The sequence below is a fragment of the Blastococcus sp. TF02A-30 genome (assembly GCF_003319185.1).
Taxonomy (GTDB): Bacteria; Actinomycetota; Actinomycetes; order Mycobacteriales; family Geodermatophilaceae; genus Blastococcus.
Window position 1 is genome coordinate 203,910 of the sequence record NZ_QOHJ01000003.1, and the last position, 15,717, is coordinate 219,626.

Consider the following 15,717-nt stretch of genomic DNA (forward strand, 5'->3'; position numbering starts at 1 on the left):
AGGTTCAGGCCGCGTCGAGGATGGCGCGCACCTCGCGGGAGCTGCCGTCGCGGACCAGCTCGATGGTCACCTCGTCGCCGGGGGCGAACCGGTCGACGGCGACCACCAGCTCCTCCGACGAGCCCACCGGCCGGCCCTCGACGGCGATGACGACGTCCTGCTGCTGGATGCCGGCGTTGGCCGCGGCGCTGCCGGGCTCCACGTTGAGCACCAGTGCGCCGTCGCGGGTGCCGTCGGTGACCGACCGGGCGTTCACCCCCAGCGAGGCGTGCACGGCGCGGCCGTCGTCGATCAGCTGCTCGGAGATGTCGCGGACGGTGTCGACCGGGATGGCGAAGCCGAGGCCGATCGAGCCGCCGCCCGTGGACGCGATCGCGGTGTTGATGCCGACGAGCGCCCCGGTGGCGTCGACCAGCGCGCCACCGGAGTTGCCCGGGTTGATCGGGGCGTCGGTCTGCACGGCGCTGATGACGGCGTTGGTGTCGCTGCCCTCGCCGGCCAGCCGCACCGGCCGGTCGAGCGCGCTGACGATGCCGCTGGTCACCGTGCCGGCCAGCCCCAGCGGGGAGCCGACGGCCACCACGGGGTCGCCGACGACGACGTTCTCCGACCGGCCCAGCGACAGCGCCACGAGGCCGGGCTTCTCCACCTTGATGACGGCGAGGTCGCTGGCCGGGTCGCGGCCCACGATGCGCGCCTCGGAGCCGCTGCCGTCGGAGAACACGGCGCGGATGCCCGCCCCGTCGACCCCGTCCGCGCCGGACACCACGTGGTTGTTGGTGACGACGTAACCGTTGTCGGCGTCGACGACCACGCCCGAGCCGGTGGCGCCGGCCTGGCCGACGCGGACCTCGATGGAGACCACCGCGGGAGTGACCTTCTCCGCGATCTCCGACACCGAGCCGGGCTCGCGGGTGATGCCGGGGTCGACCTCGGACAGCTGCGTGCCGGGCGCGAAGAGCGGTGACTCGGGGGTGGCGCGGGACAGGTACCAGCCGACGGCGCCGCCGACCGCCCCGACGAGCAGCACGGCGAGCAGCACGAGGGCGGACAGCCGCACCGAGAGGTCGCCGAGCCGCAGCTTCCTGCGCCCCCGGGGGTCGACGACGACCGGCCCCTCCTGCTCGTCCTGCTCCACCGGGTAGACGGCGGGGGCGCCCAGGCCGGCGGGGGCGTACGGGTCGCGCCACGGATCGGTGCGGGCGTCGGGCTTCCACCACGGACCCGACGCGGTGCGGCGCCGGCCGGCGCGGCCCGACGGCGGCTCCTGGAGACCGCGCTGCCCGGGGGCGGCGGGTCCGAACGCCCGGATCAGCGCCTCGGCGGGCGGCGGCGGGGGCGGCGGGGTGGGTGCCACGGGGCGGTCGGCGGAGAAGCTCCCGGTCACGCTTCCCGGGCGGCCGAAGGCGGCCTGCTGCCCGGCGGTCGGCTCGGGCGCCGGCACGGATCGCGGTGCCAGCCGGTCGGGCACCTCGCCGAACGGGCCGGAGGCGCCCGCGGGACGGGCGAAGGCGCCGTCGTCCCCGGGCTGCGCTCCGCCGCGGTCGTCGGGACTGGTCAGGGGGTCCCGCCCGGACCGGTGAAGGCGGTGGTGGTCGTCGGAGCGCCGACGGTGACGGTGCGGACCACCGGAGGCACGACCTCGGTGTGCTGGCGCACCTCGGCGCCGGCGGTCGTCCCGGAGCCGCCCGTGCCGGGGCTGCCGGGCAGCGTGAGCGCGAGAGCGGCCACGCCGGCACCGAGCCCGGCGAGCGCGCCGACGAAGCCGCGGCGCAGCCAGCGGGCGTGGTCCGGTCGCTGCGGCGGGTCCTGCGGGCCGAGGTCGACCTCCCACGAGCCGCCGCCGTCCTGGACGGTCAGCCCGCGCGGCCCGGCCGACAGCGAGCCCAGTCCCCCGCCGGAGCCCGGCACGTCGGCGGTGAACGGGATGGCGCACAGCCGCGACACCAGGTCACCGGGCACCGCGACCTGCTGGGAGCCGTGCAGGGCCTCCTTGGCCTCCCGCTGCGCCTGCACCGCCATCCGGCACTGCGGGCAGCCGGCCAGGTGCCGGGCCGCGCGCGCGGCGGGACCGGCGGCGAGCTCGCCGTCGACGAGCGCTGCGATCGCCTCCTGGGCCAGGTGGCTCTCCGCGATGCTCACCCCTCGCCCCTCCCGGGGAGCGCGACCGCGTCGTCCTCGGACGCCGGCACCCGGCCGGGGGCCAGGTGCGCGAGCGCCTGCCGCAGCTGCACGCGGCCGCGGTGGATGCGGCTGCGGACGGTGCCGAGCTTGATGCCGAGGGTCGCCGCGATCTCCTCGTAGGTGAGCCCCTCGATGTCGCAGAGCACGACGGCGACGCGGAACTCCGGCGACAGCGCGTCCAGCGCGGCCTGGATCTGCGGGTCGAGGTGGGTGTCGGCGTAGACCTGCTCGGGGCTGGGCGCCCGGCCGGGCAGCCGCTCGGTGTCCTCCGGCAGCGCGTCGAACCGGATCCGCTGCCGGCGGCGGACCATGTCGAGGAAGAGGTTGGTCGTGATCCGGTGCAGCCAGCCCTCGAAGGTTCCGGGCGAGAAGTCGGCCAGCGAGCGGAAGACCCGGACGAAGGTCTCCTGGGTCAGGTCCTCGGCGTCCTGCGGGTTGCCCGAGAGGCGGTAGGCCAGCCGGTAGACCCGGGCGGAGTGGTCGCGCACGACCTGCTCCCAGGTCGGGGCGACCCAGACCTCGGGGCTCGGTGCGGACTCCGTCACGTCCTCAGGATCGCAGACGGCAGCCGTCGCGACCCCTTCGGCGTCGATGGGGCGGGCTGCGGCGTCTCGTCGGAGCACATCGTGATCAACGGGCCGCGGCGCGACGGGTGTTCCCGCCGCACCGGATTCCCAGCGAACGCACAGGATGCGGCGAGCGTCTCGCACCGGGCGCCCGCGGCCGCGGTGCCCGGGCCACTACCCTCGGCCGGTGATGAGCGCCCACCCCCCGCCGCCGGGCAGCGGCAGCGAAGGCGCCGCGTACGCCGACCGCTTCGCCGCCGAGCCCCCCGAGATGACGGCGGCCCGCGAGCGGGCGGCGCACCTCCCCGGGCCCGCCCCGGTCCAGCCGGCGGTCGGCGCCACCCTGGCCGTGCTGGCGGCGCAGGTCGAGGCGCGGTCGGTGGTCTCCATCGGCAGCGGCGGCGGGCTGGCCGGCCTGTGGCTGCTGCGCGGCATGCGCCCGGACGGCGTCCTCACCGCCCTGGACGGCGACCCCGAGCAGCTCCGGGCCACCCGCCGGGCGTTCGCCGACGCCGGGATCGCCCCCGGCCGGGCGCGGATGATCTTCGGCACCCCGGCCGAGGTCCTCCCCCGGCTCTCCCCGGGCGCCTACGACCTGGTCGTCTGCGCCGGCCCGCCCCGCGAGTACGCCGCCCACCTGGGCGCGCTGCTGGACCTGGTCCGTGTCGGCGGCACGCTGGTCTGCCACGGGCTGCTGGCCGGCGACCGGATCGCCGACCGCACGGCCCGCGACCCCGACACCGTCGCCTGGCGGGAGATCAGCCGCGCCGTCCGGGAGGACGAGGGGCTGCTGCCCGCCGTCCTGCCCATCGGCGCCGGCCTGCTGGTGGCCACGAAGCGCTAGAGGAGCGCGCGGGCGCCCTTGCCGAGCACGGTGATGCCACCGGCGCTCACGTGGTACCGCTCGCGGTCCGCGTCGAGGTCGACCCCGATGCGGGCTCCGGCCGGGACGACGGCGTTCTTGTCCAGGATCGCCCGGCGCACGACGGCGCCCTCGCCGATGAAGACGCCGTCCATGACGACGCTGCCCTCGACCCGGGCACCCCGCTCGACCCGCGCCCCCGGCGAGATCACCGAGGTGTGCACGGAGCCGCCGCCGATGATGGCGCCGGCGCTGACCATCGACTCCTCGGCGCGGCCGCCGAGCACGAACTTCGCCGGCGGCAGCTGCGGCGGGAGGGTGTAGATGGGCCAGCGGTCGTTGTAGAGGTTGAAGACCGGGGTGACCGACACCAGGTCCATGTGCGCGTCGTAGTACGAGTCGATCGTCCCCACGTCGCGCCAGTACCCGTGGTCGCGCTCGGTGGCACCCGGGACGACGTTGGTCGAGAAGTCGTAGACCCACGCCTCCCCCGCGTCGGCGAGCATCGGCATGATCGAGCCGCCCATGTCGTGCACGGAGCTGTCGTCGGCGGCGTCGGTGCGCAGCGCCTCGAGCAGGGCGTCGGTGGTGAAGACGTAGTTGCCCATGGAGGCGAAGCTCTCCTCGGGCGAGTCCGGCAGGCCGGGCGGGTCGGCGGGCTTCTCCAGGAACCCGAGCACCTTGCCCGCGGCGTCGGCGTCGATGACCCCGAACTCGGTCGCGTCGCGCCGCGGTACCCGCAGCCCGGCGATCGTCACGCCGGCACCGGTCTGCAGGTGCTGGTCGATCATCTGCCGCGGGTCCATCCGGTACACGTGGTCGGCACCGAAGACGACGACGATGTCGGGCCGCTCGTCGTAGATGAGGTTGAGGCTCTGGAAGATCGCGTCGGCGCTGCCGGTGTACCAGCGCGGGCCGAGCCGCTGCTGCGCCGGGACCGGGGTCACGTAGTTGCCCAGCAGCGCCGACATCCGCCAGGTCTGGGTGATGTGCCGGTCGAGGCTGTGGCTCTTGTACTGGGTGAGGACGGCGATCTGCCGGATGTCGCCGTTCACCAGGTTCGACAGCACGAAGTCGATCAGCCGGTAGTTGCCCCCGAACGGGACAGCCGGCTTCGCGCGGTCCTGGGTGAGCGGGGACAGCCGCTTGCCCTCACCGCCCGCCAGGACGATGCCGAGAACCCGAGGACCGCCGCGCATGGACGCAACGTATCCGCTGGCCGTGATCACCGCGCCCGGTGGAGCTGCGATCCGCCCCCTAGGGTGAGGAATGTGCGCATCGGCATCGTGACCAGGGAGTGGCCGCCGGACGTCTACGGCGGCGCCGGGGTGCACGTCGAGCACCTCGTCGCGGCGCTGCGCGAGCTGCCCGACGGCCCCGGCATCGAGGTGCACACCTTCGGCGAGCCGCGCTCCGACGCGACCGCCCACCCCGTCCCGGCCGGCCTGCGCGGGGCCAACGGCGCGCTCCAGGCGATCGGCGTCGACGTCGAGATGGCCGCGGCCCTCGGCGGTGTCGACCTGGTGCACAGCCACACCTGGTACGCCAACACCGCGGGCCTGCTGGCCTCGCTGGTGCACGGCGCCCCGCACGTGGTGACCGCGCACTCGCTGGAGCCGCGCCGACCGTGGAAGGCCGACCAGCTCGGCGGCGGCTACCGGCTGTCCTCCTGGGCGGAGCGGACCGCCTACCTGGCCGCCGACGCGGTGATCGCGGTGAGCCGCGGCATGCGCGACGACGTGCTCGACGCCTACCCCGAGCTCGACCCGGCGCGCGTGCACGTCGTCGGCAACGGCGTCGACGCGCAGGCCTACCGGCCGGTGCACGACCCCGACGTGGTCCGCTCGCTCGGCGTCGACCCGGACCGCCCGTACGCGTTGTTCGTCGGTCGGATCACCCGGCAGAAGGGCGTCATGCACCTGCTGCGGGCCGCCGAGCAGCTGCCCGCCGACGCCGGCCTGGTGCTCTGCGCGGGGGCGGCGGACACCCCGGCGGAGCGCCAGCAGGTCGCCGACGCCGTCGCCGAGCTCCAGCAGCGGCGCAGCGGGGTCGTGTGGATCGAGGAGATGCTGCCCCGGGAGAAGCTGGTCCCGCTGATCACCGGTGCGACGGTCTTCGTCGTCCCGTCGGTCTACGAGCCCCTCGGCATCGTGAACCTGGAGGCCGCCGCGTGCGGCACCGCCGTCGTCGCCAGCGCCGTCGGCGGCATCCCGGAGGTGGTCGCCGACGGCCGCACCGGGCTGCTCGTCCCCTACGACGCCGCCGACCCCGGCGCCTTCGAGGACGGTCTCGCGGCGCGGATGGCCGAGCTGCTGGCCGACCACGACCGGGCCGCGGGCATGGGTGCCGCCGGGCGCGACCGGGTGCTCGCCGAGTTCGGCTGGGCGGCCATCGCGGAGCAGACGGTGGCGGTCTACTCCGCCGTCCTGGCGGCCCGGGCGTAGCGCCTGGCGCTGGTACCTTTTCCCCGCCGGCCCGTGCGCCGGCGGCGCAGGCGCAGCGAAGTCCGGTGAGATCCCGGCGCTGTCCCGCAACTGTGGTGGCCGCCCGCGCAGCGGAGGGCCCGAGCCAGATCGCCTGCCCTGCGCCGTGCAACCGACCCTCGCGGCAGGGGTCGCGCATCGGGCGTCGGGTCAGCTCGGAAGCGGCCCGCCGCCTCCTGGAGGCCCTCCTTGTCCGGCACCACCCCCCGCGCGGCGCGGTCGACGTCGCGCGCCCTCCTGGCCCTCCCCGCGGCCCTCGCGCTGGTCCTGACCGGCTGCGGCGGCTCCTCGTCCGACGACGACGCGGCCGCGGCCCCGTCGTCCTCCGGCGACGCCTTCCCGGTGACCGTCACCGGCGACGACGGCGAGCTCACCCTCGACGAGGCGCCGGAGAACATCGTCTCGATGTCGCCCACCGCCACCGAGATGCTCTTCGCGATCGGCGCCGGCGACCAGGTCGAGGCCGCCGACAGCTACTCGACCTACCCCGAGGAGGCCCCGGACACCGAGCTCTCGTCGTTCACCCCGAACGCCGAGGCGATCGCCGGCTACTCCCCCGACCTCGTGGTGCTCAGCGACGACCTCAACGGCATCGTCGACGCCCTCGACGCGCTGTCGGTGCCCACGCTGCTGCTCGGCGCCGCCGAGGACCTCGACGAGAGCTACGCGCAGATCGAGACGCTCGGCCAGGCCACCGGCCACACGGAGGAGGCGGCCGAGGTGGTCGCCGACATGCAGCAGCGCATCGAGACGGCGGTGGCGTCGGTCCCCGCCGAGGCCGAGGGGCTGCGGGTCTACCACGAGCTCGACCCGAGCTTCTACTCCGTGACCAGCGGGACGTTCATCGGCAGCGTCTACTCGCTGTTCGGCCTGGAGAACGTCGCCGACGCCGCACCCGACGCCGCGGGCGGCTACCCGCAGCTGTCCGCCGAGTACGTCGTCGGCCAGGCGCCGGACCTGATCGTGCTGGCCGACACGAAGTGCTGCGGCGAGAGCGCCGCGACCGTGGCGGAGCGCCCGGCGTTCGGCTCGGTCCCCGCGGTGCAGCAGGGGCGGATCGTGGAGGGCGACGACGACATCGCCTCGCGCTGGGGTCCGCGGGTCGCGGACTTCGCCGAGCAGATCGCCGCGGCGCTGCAGGGCTGAGCGGCAGGGGAGGACGGCGATGACGGCGACGGCGAGCCCGCGCACCGGTCCGGCTCCGGCCGGGTCGGTGCGCGGGCACCGCCGCGCCCGGCTGGTGACGGCGGGCTCGCTGCTGAGCCTGGTGCTCGTCGTCCTGGCCGGCATCTGGGTCGGTGCGCTCCCGCTGCCGCCCGGCGCCGTCGTCGCCACCCTCCTGGACCGGCTGCTCGCCCCGTTCGACCTCGACGTCGCCGGGGGGCTGGAGCCGACGGGCGAGGCGGTCCTGCTGCAGCTGCGGCTGCCCCGGGTGGTCATGGCGGTGCTCGTGGGCGCGGCCCTGGCCGTCTCGGGTGCGGCCTACCAGGGCGTCTTCCGCAACCCGCTCGCCGACCCCTACCTGCTCGGCGCCGCCGCCGGCGCGGGCCTGGGCGCGACGCTGGTCATCGCCTACGCCCCGGCCCAGTCGCTGGGCCCGGTCGGCCTGGTCCCGCTGGCCGCCTTCGCCGGGGCGCTGCTCGGCGTGGGCTGCGCGGTGCTGCTGGGCAGCGCGGCGGGGGGCTCGCACAGCCCCACGCTGCTGCTGGCCGGGGTCGCGGTCGCCGCCTTCCTCTCCGCCGCGCAGACGCTGGTGCAGCAGAACAACACCGACGACCTGCGCGAGATCTACGGCTGGCTGCTGGGCCAGCTGGGCCGGTCCACCTGGGACGACGTGCTCCTGGTGCTGCCCTACCTCGGGGTGTCCTGCCTGGTCCTGGTGCTCTGCGCGCGTGCCCTCGACGTCCTGGCCGTGGGCGATGACGAGGCGAGCTCGCTGGGCGTGCACCCGCAGCGGCTGCGGCTGCTCGTCGTCCTCGCCGCGTCGATGGCCACCGCGTCCGCGGTCGCCGTCAGCGGCCTCATCGCCTTCGTCGGTCTCGTGGTGCCGCACATCGTGCGCCGGCTGCTCGGTGGCTCGCACGCCCGCGTGCTCCCGGTGTCCCTGGTCGTCGGCGGCGCCTTCCTCGTGCTGGCCGACCTCGTCGCCCGCGTCGTGCTGGCGCCGGCGGAGCTGCCCATCGGCGTGGTCACCGCGTTCGTCGGCGCCCCCTTCTTCGCCGTGCTGCTGTGGCGCGGGGCGCGGCACCGGTGACCCGCTCCCCCGCCGCCGGCGCTGCCGTGGAGGTCGTCGGGCTGCGCGCCGCGCACGGCCGCACGCAGGTGCTGCACGGCGTCCGCGTGCGGGTGGAGGCCGGCGGCTGGCTCGGCATCATCGGCCCCAACGGCGCCGGCAAGTCGACGCTGCTGCGCTCGCTGCTCGGCGTGCACCCGCACCAGGGCGAGGTGCGCGTCGACGGGGTCCCCACCAGCGGGATGCCCCGGCGCCAGCGGGCCCGGCTGCTCGCCTACGCGCCCCAGCTCCCGGTCCTGCCCGAGGGCGTGACCACCCGCGACTACGTCGCGCTCGGCCGCACGCCGCACCGACCGCTGCTGGCCGCGCCGCGGGCGGTCGACCGGGTCGTCGTCGCGGACGTCATGGGCCGGCTGGGCCTGGACGCGCTGGCCGACCGGCCGGTGCTCACGCTGTCCGGCGGCGAGCAGCAGCGCGCGGTCCTGGCGCGGGCGCTGGCCCAGCAGCCGCGGGTGCTGCTGCTCGACGAGCCGACGGCGGCCCTCGACCTCGGCCACGCGCAGCAGGTGCTCGACCTCGTCGACCGGCTGCGCCGCCAGGACGGGCTGACGGTCATCAGCACGCTGCACGACCTCACGCTCGCCGGCCAGTACGCCGACCGGCTGACGCTGCTCTCCGAGGGGCGGGTGGCCGCCGAGGGCAGCCCCGCCGAGGTGCTCACCGCCGCGACCCTGGCGGCGCACTACGGCGCGCGGGCGCAGGTCGTGACCGGGCCGGACGGCCCCGCCGTCCTCCCCATGAGGTAGCTCAGCCCCGGAACCGGACGACGTCGCCGGGCCGCAGCTGCCCGGCCGCCGGCAGGTCGGCGGTGCGGACGACGGCGAGCACCGGGTAGCCCCCGGTCACCGGGTGGTCGGCGAGGAAGAGCACCGGCGCACCGTCCGGCGGCACCTGCACCGCACCGGGCACCAGCCCCTCGCTCGGCAGCTCGCCGGTCCGTTCCCGGGGCAGGACGGGGCCGGACAGCCGCAAGCCCACCCGGTCGCTGTCCTGACCGACCCGCCACGCGCTCGAGGTCAGCGCGGTCCACGCCCCGGGGGCGAGCCAGTCCGCCCGCGGCCCCGGCAGCACCCTGAGCACGGGGTGCTCGGCCGGGCCGCCCACCGGGGCGACGTCGACGACCGGCTCGGCGCCGGACACCGCCCCGACCGGCAGCCGGTCCCCCACCGCGAGCGGGGCGGGACCGAGACCGGACAGCGTGTCGGTGCTGCGCGACCCGAGCACCGGCGGGACGTCGATGCCGCCGCGCACCGCCAGGTAGCTCCGCAGCCCGCGCGGCGGGGTGCCCAGGGCGAGGACCGCGCCTGGGCGCAACGTCGTGGGCGCGGCGAACGGCGCGGGACGGCCGTCGAAGGCGACCGGCACCGGAGCCCCGGTGACCGCGACGAGCAGGAACCGCTCGGCGCGCAGCCGCAGCCCCCCGGCGGTCGCCTCGAGCACCGCGGCGTCCGCCTGGTTCCCCACGAGCCGGTTGGCGAGCGCGGCGGCGTCGGCGTCCGCCGCACCGGAGCGGGTCACCCCGATCGCCGCCCACCCCGGGCGGCCGCGGTCCTGCACCGTGGTCAGCGGACCGGTCGCGAGCACGGTGAGCATCAGCGCACCTCGCGGAAGCGCACCCGTGCGCCGGGCACGAGCAGCGCGGGCGGATCGCGGTCGGCGTCGAAGAGGAGCGCGTCGGTGCGCCCGACCAGCTGCCAGCCGCCCGGCGAGGCCCGCGGGTAGGCGCCGGCGAACGGTCCGGCCAGGCCCACCGCGCCCGCGGGCACCCGCGGGCGCGGCGTGGACCGGCGCGGGACGTGCAGGTCCTCCGGCAGGCCGGTGAGGTAGCCGAACCCGGGGGCGAAGCCGCCGAAGGCGACGGTCAGCTCGACGGCGGTGAGCGCGGCGACGACCCCGGCCTCGTCCCGGCCGGTCAGCCGGGCCACGTCGGCCAGGTCCGGACCGTCGAAGACGACCGGGAGCTCGACCGCGGGCCCGGTCGCCGGGGCCACCGGGCCCGCGAGGTCGAGCCGGCGCAGGAGGGCCGCGTCGGTGTCCGCCGGCGGGCGGTCCAGCCGCACCAGCACCGTGCGGGCGGCGGGCACCAGCTCCACCTGACCCGGCAGCGGCGCGCGGTCCAGCGCCGCCCGCAGCCGCTGCACCGCCGCGAGGTCGGCCACCTCGACCAGCAGCGCCCGGTCGCCGTACGGCAGCACGCGCACGGCCTCCTCCACGGGCCCATGATCGCCGACCGCGGCCGGCCGTGGATCATGGAGCCGGCCCGGAACCGGGCCGAGGGACACGAGGGGGCACCGGGTGACGGACGCGACCGCGCCCGGGATCGTCGTCGGCCTGGTGGCCGCGCCGGGTGCGCCGGCCCAGCTCGCGGCCGAGGTCCGCGACGACCTGGCCCGGGAGCTCGGCGCCCGCCACCCGGAGGTGACGTGGCAGGTGACCGTCGTCGAGGACGGGCTGGTGCAGCCCCCGGCCGACGACGCCGAGCTGGTCGCCGCCACCCGCGCCCGGCTGCTCCGCGAGGACTGGGATCTCGCGCTCTGCCTCACCGACGTGCCGCTGGAGCTGGACCGCCGTCCGGTGGTGGGGCACGCCAGCCCCCTGCACGGCGTCGCGTTGCTGTCGCTGCCGGCACTGGGCGCCGTGGGCCGGCGCCGGCGGGCGGTCGGGACGGCGGTCGGTCTGCTGCAGGCCGTCGTCGGCGACGGCGAGCCGGAGGACGAGGACGACCGCGCGGCCCTGGGACGTCGGCTCCGCCAGCTGGCGACCGACCCGGACGACGACGCCGAGGGCGTGCAGTTCACCGCCCGGGTCCTGTCCGGAAACCTGCGGCTGCTGGTCGGCATGGTGCGCGCCAACCGGCCGTGGCGGCTCGCGGTGCGGCTGTCCCGCGCGCTGACCGCCGCCATCGCCGCCGGCGTGTTCGCCCTGGTCACCCCCGACATCTGGCGGCTGGCCGACGCCTTCGGCTGGGCGCGGCTGCTCGGCGTCGCCGTCGGCTCGGTCGTGGCGACGGCGGTGACCCTGGTGGTCGGCGCCGAGCTGTGGGAGCGGGCCGGCTCGCGCCGGGTGCGCAAGCAGGTGGTGCTGTTCAACCTCGCCACCGCGGCGACGGTCGCCATCGGCGTGCTCACCTTCTACGCCGCGCTGTTCCTCCTCGCGCTGCTGGGCGCACTGCTGCTGGTGGTCAGCCCGCTGTTCACCGAGGCGCTCGGGCACCCGGCCGGCTTCTCCGACTACCTGGAGCTGGCCTGGCTGGTCAGCTCGCTGGCCACCGTCGGCGGCGCCCTCGGGGCCGGCCTGGAGACCGACGAGGCGGTGCGAGAGGCGGCCTACACCTACCGCCCGGACGCCTCGATCGCCGAACCCGCCGCCCCCTGAACGCGTACCCCGCGGCATCCGGGGCAGACCAGAGGGGTGACCATCGCCGACCGGTTCGACGCCGCCCTCGCGGCGGCCGCCGAACCGCACCTGGCCGGTCCCGAGCTGCTGCCGGTGCGCCTCGCCCGGGCCTGCACGGCGGTCCTGCGGGTCGACGGCGCGGGGCTGAGCCTGCGCGACGCGGAGAACCGCCGCGTCCCGCTCGGCGCCGCACCCGACGACGCCGCGGTCGCGGAGCGGCTGCAGTTCACCGTCGGCCGGGGGCCCTGCGCCACGGCGGAGGACACCGGCCAGCCGGTGTTCGCCGTCGAGGAGGACCTGCACCGGCGGTGGCCGGTGTTCGCCTCGGTGCTGGTCGACGCCACCCCGTACCGGGCCGTGGTCGCCCTCCCGCTCCAGCTGGGCATGAGCGGCCCGGCCGCCATCGACCTGTACTTCCGTCGCTCGCAGGACGTGCTCGGGCTCGACGTGTTCGAGGCGATGGCCGTCGGCGAGCTGGTGGGCTCCGCGCTCAGCGACGCCGCCGTCTGGTCGACCTGGTCGGCCGAGCGCGGCCCCGAGTGGATGCACGGGCCCACCCCGCAGCGCCGCCTGGCCGTGTGGGAGTGCGTCGCGAAGGTCGCGATGGAGCTCGAGATCGACCCGGCCGTCGCGCTCGTGCTGCTCCGCGCCCGCGCCTACGCGGAGGGGGTCACGGCCGACGAGGTCGCCGCCGACCTGCTGGCGGGGAAGCGGGCCGCCCGCGACCTGGGTCCCTGATCAGCCGGTGAACGGGGTGACCGCCAGCCCGGCGTCCTCCAGGGCCGTCCGCACCGCCCGGGCCAGCGCGACGGCGCCGGGGGTGTCCCCGTGCACGCACACCGACTCCACGGCGACCGGGACCGTGCCGCCGTCCACGGCGACCACCGCCCCCTCGGCCGCCATGCGGACCGCCCGCTCCGCCACCGCGGCCGGGTCGGTGACCAGCGCGCCCGGCTCGCGCCGCGGCACCAGCGTCCCCGCCGCCGTGTACCCGCGGTCGGCGAAGCCCTCGGGCACGGTCCGCAGCCCGGCGGCCGCGGCGGCCCGGAGGAGCGCGGAGCCCGGCAGGCCCAGCACGGGCAGCGCCGGGTCGTAGGCCACGACGGCGTCGACGACGGCGCGGGCCTGCTCCTCGTGCGCGACGACGGCGTTGTAGAGCGCGCCGTGCGGCTTCACGTACCGGACCCGGGTGCCGGTCGCCCGGGCCACGCCGTCGAGGGCGGCCAGCTGGTACAGGACGTCGTCGGCGAGCTCGGCCGGGGCGACGTCGACGAACCGGCGACCGAAGCCGGCCAGATCCCGGTAGGAGACCTGGGCGCCCACCGCCACCCCCGCGGCCGCGGCGCCGGCGCACACGCGGCGCATCGTCGAGGGGTCGCCGGCGTGGAAGCCGCAGGCGACGTTGGCGCTGGAGACGACGCCGAGCAGCGCGTCGTCGTCGCCGAGCCGCCAGACGCCGAAGCCCTCGCCGAGGTCGGCGTTGAGGTCGATGCGCCCGGTCCCGGATGTGGTCACCGCGGCAGTCTCGCACCGGAATGGCCGCGCTCCGCGGGGCGCTGGAACCGGCATGGGCCCCGCGCCGCTGACCCTGTTCGACCTCGAGCCGCCGTCCACCCCGGTCCCGCCGAACCCGCTGCTCGCCGTCCGGCAGGTCTACGCCGAGCCGGCCGCGCTGGACTCGCCCCGCGGCCGCCAGGTGCTCGCGCGCTTCCCGGACGCCGAGGTCGTCGAGGTGCCCTCGCACTGGCAGATCCCCGAGCTCCACGGCAACGAGGGCAACGTGCAGCGGTGGGTGCGGGTGAAGACCGAGACGCTGGTGCTGGGCGTCAAGAAGTCGCTGTCCGCCCGGCCCAACGGCCGCTCGGCGCACTTCATCGCGCCGTCGACCGCCAACGGCTGCGCGATGGCCTGCGCCTACTGCTACGTGCCGCGGCAGAAGGGCTACGCCAACCCGATCACCGTCTTCACCAACATCGAGCAGATCACCGGCTACCTGCGCCGGCACGTCGCCCGCCAGGGCGTGCTGACCGAGCCCGACCAGGTCGACCGGGACAGCTGGGTCTACGACATCGGCGAGAACAGCGACTGCTCGGTCGACGCGCTGGTCAGCGACAACGTCGCCGACCTGGTCGCCACCTTCCGCGACCTGCCCACCGCGAAGGCATCCTTCGCCACCAAGTTCGTCAACCGGCAGCTGCTCGACCTGGACCCGCGCGGGCGCACCCGGATCCGCTTCTCGGTCATGCCGGACGCCGACGCGCGGGTGCTCGACGTGCGCACCAGCCGGGTGGCCGACCGGATCGCCGCGGTGGACGACTTCGTCGCCGCGGGTTACGAGGTGCACCTCAACCTCTCCCCCGTCGTGCTCCGCGAGGGGTGGGAGGCGGACTGGGCCGGGCTGCTCGACCACCTCGACGACGTCCTGTCCCCCGCCGCCAGGGCGCAGGCCGCGGCGGAGGTCATCCTGCTGACGCACAACCGCGCGCTGCACGAGGTGAACCTCGGCTGGCACCCCAAGGCCGAGGAGCTGCTCTGGCGGCCGGAGGTCCAGCAGCCCAAGCGCAGCCAGAACGGCCAGGAGAACGTGCGCTACCGCAACGAGGTCAAGCGCGCGGGCGTGGCCCGGCTGCGCGAGCTGGTCGCCGCGCACGCCCCGTGGCTGCGGATCCGGTACGCCTTCTGATCAGCCGGTCTGGCCGGTGTCCGCGTGGGCCACGCCCACCGGCTTGGACTCCGGGGACCCGCGCTGCCGCAGGTACACGGCGAAGATCGCCATCGAGCCGACCGCGAGCATCTCGGACTGCCAGTTCTGGAAGCTGCGGTTCCAGAAGTCGGCCTCCGTGAGGTAGCCGGCGAAGCCGACCGGGTCCTGCCGCTGGCCCAGCTGCTCGCCGTTGAACGCCACCCAGCCGGTGACCGCCGACGCCGCCCAGGTGAGCAGGAACAGGCCGCCCATGAGCAGGCCGAGCGATCGGGAGAACAGCGTCGTCCGCCAGCCGCCGGTCCTCGCCCAGGTCGGGGAGTCGGCGTTCGCGTGCCGGCCGACCACCTGCTCGCGGTCGGTCTCGGTCCCCTCCTGCCCCGGCTCCTTCGACTCGCTGGAGCCCTTCTGGACCAGCCACACCGTGGCGAAGATGTAGAGGAAGAACTGCAGGTACTCCGACTGCCAGTTCTCCATCACGTCGACCATGAACGACGACGAGGTGACGTAGCCGGCCAGGCCGATCGGCTCCAGGCCGTTCGCCACCTGCTGGTCGTTGAACTGCGCGGTGCCCGACACCGCCTGACCGGCCAGCGTGGCGAGGAACAGGCCGCCGAACGCCAGGCTCAGCGCGTTGTTCCGGAGGAAGCCGTAGGTGGGCTCGTCGACGCTGCTCACCGGCCCACCGCCCCCAGCAGGAACGCGTAGCCGACGCCCAGCGCGATGACCGCCAGGTAGACCAGGAAGACCGCCCGCACACCCCTCACGGCCCCTCCAGCTCGCAGTCGTAGGGCGCCTCGCCGCGGGGTTCGCAGGCCGCGGCGGTCACCTTCCAGCCGGCGCCGGTCTCGGTGAGGAAGACGACGTCGTCGCCGATCCGCACCTGGGCGTCGCCGCCCCACACCTCGACGGCGGTGACCTCGCCGCCGTCGAGCGGGAGCTGGTCGATCGCGTCGGCGCACGGCGCCGACTCGTCGGACTCGAGGGCCGCGCGGGTGGCCGGCGCCAGCATCGCGCAGCGGTCCGCCGGATCCCCGGCCGGGTCTTCGAACGCCGTCGTCACGGCCCGGACGTCGTCCTCGGCGGCGCCGGCGCAGCCGGTCAGCAGCGCCACCGCGGCACCGGCGAGCAGAGCGGCAGCCCCGCGCACGGATCCTCCTCGGGCATCTGGATCCGGCGCGCTGCTCGGCCGGACCACCAGGCGCTACCCCGCCCGCTCGCCAGGGCAAACG

At 76.1% G+C, this 15,717-nt stretch carries 17 protein-coding genes; 8 read left to right on the plus strand and 9 right to left on the minus strand.

All coding sequences use genetic code 11. The features are described from left to right. Positions 1-4: 4 nt before the first annotated feature. The 3 genes from DQ241_RS08155 to sigE all read right to left on the minus strand — a co-directional run bounded on the left by DQ241_RS08155 (position 5) and on the right by sigE (position 2,729). Entirely contained in the window at positions 5-1,444 is a 1,440-nt protein-coding gene (locus DQ241_RS08155; RefSeq protein WP_233492309.1) for a S1C family serine protease, read from the minus strand. A 113-nt stretch (positions 1,445-1,557) separates the two neighbouring features. Next, a complete protein-coding gene (locus DQ241_RS08160; protein ID WP_113829679.1) occupies positions 1,558-2,142 on the minus strand; it encodes an anti-sigma factor in 585 nt (194 codons plus the stop codon). Further along, the gene (gene sigE / locus DQ241_RS08165) at positions 2,139-2,729 is read right to left on the minus strand and encodes an RNA polymerase sigma factor SigE (protein ID WP_113829680.1); all 591 of its coding nucleotides are present in this window, start codon (positions 2,727-2,729) and stop codon (positions 2,139-2,141) included. Before sigE ends, DQ241_RS08160 begins: the two co-directional genes overlap by 4 nt. Before the next feature lie 211 nt (positions 2,730-2,940). Between sigE and DQ241_RS08170 the strand changes: the two genes are divergently transcribed. Then, positions 2,941-3,594, plus strand: coding sequence for an O-methyltransferase (locus DQ241_RS08170; RefSeq protein WP_113829681.1), 654 nt, complete (start codon positions 2,941-2,943; stop codon positions 3,592-3,594). Here the strand turns inward: DQ241_RS08170 and glgC are convergent. Next, the gene (gene glgC, locus DQ241_RS08175) at positions 3,591-4,811 is read right to left on the minus strand and encodes a glucose-1-phosphate adenylyltransferase (RefSeq protein WP_113829682.1); all 1,221 of its coding nucleotides are present in this window, start codon (positions 4,809-4,811) and stop codon (positions 3,591-3,593) included. The genes DQ241_RS08170 and glgC overlap by 4 nt on opposite strands. Positions 4,812-4,883: 72 nt before the next feature. On the opposite strand from glgC, the gene glgA reads away from it, so the two are divergent. The 4 genes from glgA to DQ241_RS08195 all read left to right on the plus strand — a co-directional run bounded on the left by glgA (position 4,884) and on the right by DQ241_RS08195 (position 9,134). Continuing rightward, a complete protein-coding gene (gene glgA, locus DQ241_RS08180) occupies positions 4,884-6,056 on the plus strand; it encodes a glycogen synthase (protein ID WP_113829683.1) in 1,173 nt (390 codons plus the stop codon). 228 nt (positions 6,057-6,284) lie between these two features. Continuing rightward, positions 6,285-7,241, plus strand: a complete 957-nt coding sequence (locus DQ241_RS08185; RefSeq protein ID WP_113829684.1) for an ABC transporter substrate-binding protein — start codon at positions 6,285-6,287, stop codon at positions 7,239-7,241. Positions 7,242-7,260: 19 nt separating this feature from the next. After that, positions 7,261-8,349 carry an iron ABC transporter permease gene (locus DQ241_RS08190; protein WP_233492310.1) on the plus strand — a complete coding sequence of 363 codons (1,089 nt, stop codon included), beginning with the start codon at positions 7,261-7,263 and terminating at the stop codon, positions 8,347-8,349. After that, positions 8,346-9,134, plus strand: a complete 789-nt coding sequence (locus DQ241_RS08195; protein ID WP_113829958.1) for an ABC transporter ATP-binding protein — start codon at positions 8,346-8,348, stop codon at positions 9,132-9,134. Before DQ241_RS08190 ends, DQ241_RS08195 begins: the two co-directional genes overlap by 4 nt. Position 9,135: 1 nt before the next feature. Here the strand turns inward: DQ241_RS08195 and DQ241_RS08200 are convergent, their stop codons facing one another. Next, positions 9,136-9,981 carry a biotin-dependent carboxyltransferase family protein gene (locus DQ241_RS08200; RefSeq protein ID WP_113829685.1) on the minus strand — a complete coding sequence of 282 codons (846 nt, stop codon included), beginning with the start codon at positions 9,979-9,981 and terminating at the stop codon, positions 9,136-9,138. Then, positions 9,981-10,601, minus strand: coding sequence for an allophanate hydrolase subunit 1 (locus tag DQ241_RS08205; protein ID WP_233492311.1), 621 nt, complete (start codon positions 10,599-10,601; stop codon positions 9,981-9,983). The genes DQ241_RS08200 and DQ241_RS08205 overlap by 1 nt, the downstream gene beginning before the upstream one ends. Positions 10,602-10,683: 82 nt before the next feature. Here DQ241_RS08205 and DQ241_RS08210 point away from each other — a divergent pair, with 82 nt between their 5' ends. Together DQ241_RS08210 and DQ241_RS08215 are read left to right on the plus strand one after the other, a co-directional pair. Next, positions 10,684-11,763 (plus strand): hypothetical protein, encoded by a 1,080-nt coding sequence (locus DQ241_RS08210; RefSeq protein ID WP_113829686.1) that lies wholly within the window; start codon positions 10,684-10,686, stop codon positions 11,761-11,763. A gap of 36 nt (positions 11,764-11,799) precedes the next feature. Continuing rightward, positions 11,800-12,522, plus strand: a complete 723-nt coding sequence (locus DQ241_RS08215) for a GAF domain-containing protein (RefSeq protein ID WP_233492312.1) — start codon at positions 11,800-11,802, stop codon at positions 12,520-12,522. Here the strand turns inward: DQ241_RS08215 and DQ241_RS08220 are convergent, their stop codons facing one another. Next, positions 12,523-13,299, minus strand: a complete 777-nt coding sequence (locus tag DQ241_RS08220) for a LamB/YcsF family protein (protein ID WP_233492313.1) — start codon at positions 13,297-13,299, stop codon at positions 12,523-12,525. It abuts the gene before it with no gap. A gap of 52 nt (positions 13,300-13,351) precedes the next feature. Between DQ241_RS08220 and DQ241_RS08225 the strand changes: the two genes are divergently transcribed. Beyond that, positions 13,352-14,467 (plus strand): spore photoproduct lyase family protein, encoded by a 1,116-nt coding sequence (locus DQ241_RS08225; RefSeq protein ID WP_113829688.1) that lies wholly within the window; start codon positions 13,352-13,354, stop codon positions 14,465-14,467. On the opposite strand, the gene DQ241_RS08230 is transcribed toward DQ241_RS08225, so the two are convergent. Together DQ241_RS08230 and DQ241_RS08235 are read right to left on the minus strand one after the other, a co-directional pair. Continuing rightward, positions 14,468-15,163, minus strand: a complete 696-nt coding sequence (locus tag DQ241_RS08230) for a DUF6766 family protein (RefSeq protein WP_113829689.1) — start codon at positions 15,161-15,163, stop codon at positions 14,468-14,470. It lies immediately after the preceding gene. An 85-nt stretch (positions 15,164-15,248) separates the two neighbouring features. After that, the gene (locus DQ241_RS08235) at positions 15,249-15,635 is read right to left on the minus strand and encodes a hypothetical protein (protein ID WP_113829690.1); all 387 of its coding nucleotides are present in this window, start codon (positions 15,633-15,635) and stop codon (positions 15,249-15,251) included. Positions 15,636-15,717 lie beyond the last annotated feature (82 nt).

Bases quoted from the DNA above. Each gene is read 5' to 3' on its own strand.
- DQ241_RS08170 (WP_113829681.1), top strand. From the start codon at position 2,941: ATGAGCGCCCACCCCCCGCCGCCGGGCAGCGGCAGCGAAGGCGCCGCG.
- glgC (WP_113829682.1), bottom strand. From the start codon at position 4,811: ATGCGCGGCGGTCCTCGGGTTCTCGGCATCGTCCTGGCGGGCGGTGAG.
- DQ241_RS08190 (WP_233492310.1), top strand. From the start codon at position 7,261: ATGACGGCGACGGCGAGCCCGCGCACCGGTCCGGCTCCGGCCGGGTCG.
- DQ241_RS08200 (WP_113829685.1), bottom strand. From the start codon at position 9,981: ATGCTCACCGTGCTCGCGACCGGTCCGCTGACCACGGTGCAGGACCGC.
- DQ241_RS08225 (WP_113829688.1), top strand. From the start codon at position 13,352: ATGGGCCCCGCGCCGCTGACCCTGTTCGACCTCGAGCCGCCGTCCACC.